Annotated in this window: 7 protein-coding genes; all 7 read left to right on the top strand. The window is 52.6% G+C overall.

Annotated features, from left to right (window positions below):
* Positions 1 to 336 precede the first annotated feature (336 nt).
* From B9Z40_RS16960 to B9Z40_RS16930, 7 genes are read left to right on the top strand one after another with little or no spacing between them, the layout of a single operon-like run.
* Complete coding sequence (locus B9Z40_RS16960) at positions 337 to 1,503, top strand: ABC transporter substrate-binding protein (RefSeq protein ID WP_100174538.1); 1,167 nt, start codon at positions 337 to 339, stop codon at positions 1,501 to 1,503.
* Positions 1,504 to 1,523: 20 nt separating this feature from the next.
* On the top strand, positions 1,524 to 2,390 hold the full coding sequence (locus tag B9Z40_RS16955) for a branched-chain amino acid ABC transporter permease (RefSeq protein ID WP_100174537.1): 867 nt from the start codon (positions 1,524 to 1,526) through the stop codon (positions 2,388 to 2,390).
* Positions 2,391 to 2,394: 4 nt separating this feature from the next.
* Entirely contained in the window at positions 2,395 to 3,348 is a 954-nt protein-coding gene (locus B9Z40_RS16950; RefSeq protein ID WP_100174536.1) for a branched-chain amino acid ABC transporter permease, read from the top strand.
* On the top strand, positions 3,345 to 4,097 hold the full coding sequence (locus B9Z40_RS16945) for an ABC transporter ATP-binding protein (RefSeq protein WP_100174535.1): 753 nt from the start codon (positions 3,345 to 3,347) through the stop codon (positions 4,095 to 4,097). Before B9Z40_RS16950 ends, B9Z40_RS16945 begins: the two co-directional genes overlap by 4 nt.
* A gap of 4 nt (positions 4,098 to 4,101) precedes the next feature.
* A complete protein-coding gene (locus B9Z40_RS16940) occupies positions 4,102 to 4,815 on the top strand; it encodes an ABC transporter ATP-binding protein (protein ID WP_100174534.1) in 714 nt (237 codons plus the stop codon).
* A gap of 22 nt (positions 4,816 to 4,837) precedes the next feature.
* Positions 4,838 to 6,076: a cytochrome P450 gene (locus tag B9Z40_RS16935; RefSeq protein WP_100174533.1), complete on the top strand. Its 1,239-nt coding sequence runs from the start codon at positions 4,838 to 4,840 to the stop codon at positions 6,074 to 6,076.
* 12 nt (positions 6,077 to 6,088) lie between these two features.
* On the top strand, positions 6,089 to 6,412 hold the full coding sequence (locus tag B9Z40_RS16930) for a 2Fe-2S iron-sulfur cluster-binding protein (protein WP_100174532.1): 324 nt from the start codon (positions 6,089 to 6,091) through the stop codon (positions 6,410 to 6,412).
* The last annotated feature ends 14 nt before the right edge of the window (positions 6,413 to 6,426 follow it).

Raw genomic sequence — 6,426 nt, 5'->3', positions numbered from 1 at the left:
AAGTCACCTGCTGCCTGTCCTGACCTTCGATGTATCTGGACATATTGACCTCGCTGTTCAATATATCTGCCAACTCTACAGAGTTCGTACACCGGCGGGGAGAGGGTTTTCACACAGCCTCGGCCATGAGCGGCCGTTCGGCTTCATTTGATCAAATGACTACGCAGGATCTACCTCTGTCGATCCTTACCTCATGGGGTTGTTAGCTTTCAGTATTAGCCGGATGCAGGGCAAAAAGGTTAGATGGGGTTTCTACTAGTTGATTTGTCAACTAATTTTTCTAAGATTAAATTAGCTTCGCCATCCAGAGCGTAAGCCTAATCCCAGGAGACAAACATGCGTTTTCAATGGAAGTTGGTCGGCACGCTAGCTGCCGTCTTTGCAATGGGTAGCGTCGCTGCCCAGACCGTTAAGGTCGGCATCATTGCCCCGTTCTCAGGCCCTTTTGCTCACTATGGCACGCTCTTCAAGGCAGGCGCGGAGGCATATGTCGCGCAACAAGGCGGAAAGCTCGCAGGCAAAAGTGTTGAATTCATTTATCGTGACGAGGGCGGTCCCAACCCGGCCAATACCCGCACCTTGGCGCAAGAGCTGGTGATCAAAGACAAGGTCGACTACATTGGAGGGGTGGTTTTTTCACCGAACGCATTCGCTGTAGCTCCGGTGATACAGGAATCGAAAACACCGTTTGTCGTGTTTAACGCCGCCACCTCCGACATCACAACCAAGAGTGATTTCTACGTTCGTACAAGCTACACACTGTGGCAGGTAACTGTTCCGCTGGCTCAGCATGCTGCCAAAAAGGGCATCAAGAAAGTAGTGACGGCTGTCACAGACTACGCCCCAGGAGTAGACGCAGAAAATGCTTTCAAGGCTGAATTTGCCAAGCAAGGTGGCCAAGTCGTGGAAAGCATCCGCATGCCGATCCGCACCACCGACTTTGCACCATTTGCCCAGCGTATCAAGGCAAGTGGCGCGCAAGCTGTCTATGTATTTTTGCCTGGAGGACCACCCAATTTAGGCTTTGTTAAAGCCTACAACGAGAACGGTCTGAAAGCTGCTGGCGTGGAATTCCTTGGCACCGCTGAGACCGATGAATTCGACTTGCAAAAATTTGGTGATTCCGCGCTTGGCCTTACTACCGCCTTCCACTACAGCCCTGCGCACGATTCAGCAGCCAACAGGACATTTGCTGCGGCCGTTGCAAAGGTTAACAAAGACGCAGTGCTCAACTACGCTACCGTTGGTGCGTGGGATGGCATGGCAGTCATTCACAAGATGATTGAAGCCACAGGCGGCCAGAGAGATGGCGATAAAGCCATGGCAGCGATCAAGGGTCACAAGTGGGAGAGCCCACGCGGGCCTGTGAGCATCGATCCCACCACGCGTCACATCACTCAAAACGTGTATCTGCGTAACGTCGAAAAGGGCGCGGGTGGAATTCTGGTCAACAAAGAAGTGCAAAACTTCGGTCCGCAAGTGGACCACGGCCTGACCAAGTAAGTCAAAGCTAGGATTCCAGAGTGACCCTTCTTGCCAACATCCTTATAGATGGCATTGCCTACGGCATGGTGCTGTTTATCATCGCTGTGGGCTTGTCGGTCACTCTTGGCCTCATGCGTTTCGTGAACTTAGCACATGGCGCCTTTGCAATGACGGGTGGCTATATCGCCGCATGGCTAGTTCGAGAGCAAGGTCTGTCGTTTTATGCGGGTGCCCCGCTGGCCGTTCTGGCCACCGGCTTTATTGGGGCACTTCTCGAGGTTACGGTGTTTCGCCGTTTGTACCGCCGTACCGAATTACAACAAGTGCTCTTCACCATCGGTTTAAGCTTCCTCTTTGTTGCTACGGCCAATCTTCTGGCGGGACCCGAAGTGCAGCTGATCCCCCTGCCACCAGCCTTATCGCAATCTGTTGATCTAGGAATTCGCACCTTACCCGCGCAACGGTTGCTCGTGATTGCCAGTGGGGTACTGGTCGTACTGTCAGCATTTTGGGTACTCAATAAATCTCGTTTCGGTGTGTGGCTGCGCGCAACCGTAGACAACACAGATGCTGCCTCAGCACTAGGTATTCCTGTACAACTGGTTTATGTGACCACGTTTGCTGTCGGCGCGGCATTAGCTGGCCTCGGGGGAATTCTGGGTGCAGAACTCATGCCGCTGGAACCTTACTATCCTGTCAAATATCTTGTGCTTGTATTGGTGGTGGTAGCCGTGGGTGGCATGGGAAGTATCGCAGGCTCTTTGGCTGCATCACTGACTCTGGGCATTATCGATACCGCTAGCAAGTACCTTGCTTCCGACTGGGGTTCTTTGTTCTTCTTTCTTGCCATGGCGCTACTACTGGCATGGCGGCCGCACGGTTTGCTGATGGCCAGAAAGGGTTGATGCTATGAAACGTGTCCTACCCTACCTCGTTCTCATCGCTCTGGCTGCACTGATTTACTTCGTTTTCCCGGATCAACTTCCACTGGCCGCCCGTATTGCAATCATGGCCATTTTTGTCATGTCGCTCGACATGGTGGTCGGGTATGGCGGACTGGCTACATTGGGTCATTCAGCTCTGTTTGGCATCGGTGCATATGCTTCTGGGATTCTGGCAATGCACTTCACCGGCAATCCGCTGATTGGCCTCCTGGTCGGTTCGTTGGCAGGCGCCTTAGTTGCTTTGCTCTCAGGGCTTTTCTTGTTGCGCTTCGAAGGTCTCACCTTCCTGATGCTCACAGTAGCAATAGGCCAAATTGCGCAAAACGGAGCTAGCAAACTTCGTAACTGGACTGGCGGAGAAGACGGCCTTAGCGGATTCGAAATTCAGAAGTTGTTTGGTGTCTGGTCATTTGACCTCTATGGCAAGGTGGCCTTCGTTTATTGCTTCGTGATGATGCTGATATGTCTTTGGGCAATGCGGCGGATTATGGGTTCACCTTTTGGATTGTCGGTTGTAGGCATACACCAGAACCGACTACGCACAGCGGCCATTGGAGGATCGGTTCGCGGACAATTACTCAAACTCTACACACTGGCGGGCCTATTCGCCGGTATTGGTGGTGCGCTCAATGCACAGGTTAATCAGATCGTGGGACTGGACACGCTGGGTTTCGAGCTTTCTGCAGAAGCACTGGTGATGCTGGTGCTCGGTGGTGCGGGAAATTTATATGGTGCTATTGGAGGCACAGCTGCATTCATGTTGATTCACCACACCGCATCGTCCATCAATCCCTATCATTGGCTCTTCATCATCGGTGGTCTGCTGGTATTCGTGGTTCTGGTGCCTAGAGCACGCCTGCTAGGAGCGTTGAGAGAACGAGTGTCCCGTTTATTACCAGTGCAACGGGATTTAGCATGAGCTCACAGCCACTGCTTGAAGTGCGCCATTTGCACAAATCCTTTGGAGGCTTACATGTCACAAGGGATGTTTCATTCGACCTGCAACCTGGTAACCGGGTAGGACTGATTGGCCCCAATGGCGCTGGAAAGACGACTCTGATCAATCTGATCACGGGCGTGCTTCCTCCCAGTCAGGGAAGCGTCTGGCTCAAGGGTGAGGACGTGTCACACCTGCCGCAGCCAAAACGCGTCAAGCTTGGTTTAGCGCGTACTTTTCAAATCACTCAGCTCGCGCCTGACCTTCCGATACATCGCCAAGTTGAACTTGCGATTCATCAACGTAATGGTACGGTTAACAAGATGTTTCGCGCAGTTGATAGTTTTCATGATGTGCGTGATGAGGCCTCACAGATCCTAAAGACCCTGCAACTAGGAACGCTTGCTCGCCGTAGTCCTATGGAATTGGCTTATGGCGAACAGCGTTTGGTGGAAATTGCTCTGGCAATGGCACTTAAACCTGTTGTTCTTCTTCTTGACGAGCCGATGGCAGGCGTGCCAAGTGGTGAGCGGAAGGTGGTTTTGGATGCGCTCGATACCCTACCTAGCGATTTGGCGATTTTGATGATCGAGCATGACATGGACTTGGTTTTTAACTTTGCCGACAGAATGCTTGTGCTGGCCGAGGGTGCGTTGCTGGCTGAAGGTAAACCAGAGGACATACGTAGGCACCCTGCCGTGAGAACCGCATATCTTGGTGCGGAGGAATAAACGTATGAGCGAATTGCTGCACATAGAAAACCTCACCGCTGGCTATGGTGCTATTCAGGTACTGCACGGCGTGAACCTGTCGCTCTCTGCAGGTGGTCGCCTAGCACTGATCGGCCGTAACGGCGTGGGCAAAACAACACTGCTAAAGGCCGTGATGGGGTTGGCTGACATGAAAGGTGGCCAGGTAAAACTCGACGGCATAGACATCTCGAAATGGTCTGCTCGAGAACGGGCGCACGCAGGCATTGGCTACGTCCCGCAGACGCGTGACATTTTTCCCTCTCTGACCGTCGAAGAAAATTTGCTTGCAGGACTCAAGGGCCGGCCTCGGAGCTCGCTTGCCGAAGCCTACGCACTCTTTCCTCGGTTAGCAGAGCGGCGAAATAATGGCGGTCAACAACTTTCTGGCGGCGAGCAGCAAATGCTCAGCGTTGCCAGAACTCTCTTGGGCAAGCCCCGACTGCTGTTGCTCGACGAGCCCCTTGAAGGACTCGCACCCATCATCTGCATCGAACTCATGCGAGCCTTTGAACACCTTGCGCAAGAGACTGGCGTCGCCGTTCTGTTGGTAGAGCAAAAAGTTGATGACGCCTTGAAATTTGCACCATTGGCTATGGTGCTTGAACGCGGTGAAGTGGTTCATGAGAGCGATAGTGCTGCCCTACGCCTTCGCAAAGACCTGCTGGAGCGCTTCGTTGGCGTGGCAGGCGCGCATTGACAACAACACAACAGGAGGTTCAATGACCACAGATATTATTTCTCCAGACATGAAAAAAGCACCCTCTGGTGTACCTGTCGTCGATATCGACCCTTTTTGCGATGCTTTCTTGAGTGACCCTTATGCGTCACACCATCAGCTAAGGGAAGCCGGGCCAGTAGTTTGGATTCCTGCTTACGGCATTTACGCCTGTGCCCGTCACGAGTCTGTTCACGCCGTTTTAAATGACCATGGTACTTACATCTCAGGCGCAGGGGTTGGGCTAGCTAACTTCAACAAGGAGCCTCCGTTTCGGCCCAAAAGCCTTATCTTGGAGGCAGACCAACCCTCACATACGAAGGCTCGAACTGTCCTTGCGAGAATTCTTTCACCTAAAACGGTGATGCAAATCCGCGCTACTTTCACGGCTGAGGCGGAGTTGCTGATAGATCGCTTGTTGAAACGACAGGCAGCTGGTGAAGTCATTGATGCGGTAAAGGATCTGTCAGAAGTTTATCCACTCAAAGTTTTCCCTGATGCAGTAGGAGTAGGAGAGACCAATCGCGAAAACCTTCTGCTGTACGGCAATATGATCTTCAACGCTTTCGGACCGCGCAACGAACGGCTACAGAAATCAGCTGAACTCGTTCAGCCAGTTACCGCTTGGATCATGGCTCATTGCCAGCGTGAAAACCTTCGGCCGGGTGGGTTTGGGGATCTCATTTACCAGGCGGCCGACGCTGGGGAGATCACCCATGAGGAAGCGCCCCTGCTGGTGAGATCTTTCCTTTCAGCCGGTGTAGACACCACCGTTAACGGGATAAGCAACGCGATACTTTGCTTGGCAAAGCATCCCGAGCAATATGCCAAATTGTGCGACGACCACTCATTGGCTCGTCCCGCATTTGAAGAGTCTTTACGCTTTGAATCATCTGTTCAGACTTTCTTCAGAACCACCTCGAAAGACACCGAAATGTTCGGTGTTCAAATTCCCAAAGACAGCAAAGTCATCACATTCCTCGCGGCAGCGAACCGAGACGAGCGGCAATGGCCAAACCCCGACAGCTTCGACATTCAGCGTCGACCAACAGGCCATATGTCGTTCGGTTCTGGTATCCACGGCTGCGTAGGGCAAGTTGTAGCCCGACTAGAGGGTGAAGTGGTGCTCACAGCGCTGGCCAAACGTGTCTCTCGTATTGATCTGATCGGTATGCCAGAACGACGCCTCAACAACACACTCCGTGCAATGGCTTCGATGCCCGTGCGACTAATTCCTGCCTGATCAAATATTCCCATGATTAACATTAATCTAATCGATGACAGTGGACTTAAGCAAACACTGCAGGCGACCGAAGGCCAGAGCCTCATGCAGGTCGCAGTGTCAGCGGGTGTTCGTGGCATTGTTGGTGAGTGCGGTGGATCTGCCATGTGCGCAACTTGCCATGTATATGTAGATGATGCGTTTACTGACCAACTTCCCCCTCCCTTGGAAACTGAATTAGAGATGTTGGAATGCACAGCAAGCGAACGACGGCCCAACAGCCGTTTGTCTTGCCAGATCAAATTAACGGTCGCGCAAGAGGGTTTGGTTGTGCGGCTACCCGAACGGCAACAATAAGGCCTTTAGACGTT

Source organism: Limnohabitans sp. 15K (assembly GCF_002778285.1).
Taxonomy (GTDB): domain Bacteria; phylum Pseudomonadota; class Gammaproteobacteria; order Burkholderiales; family Burkholderiaceae_C; genus Limnohabitans_A.
This window is presented reverse-complemented; position numbering and strand designations above follow the sequence as displayed.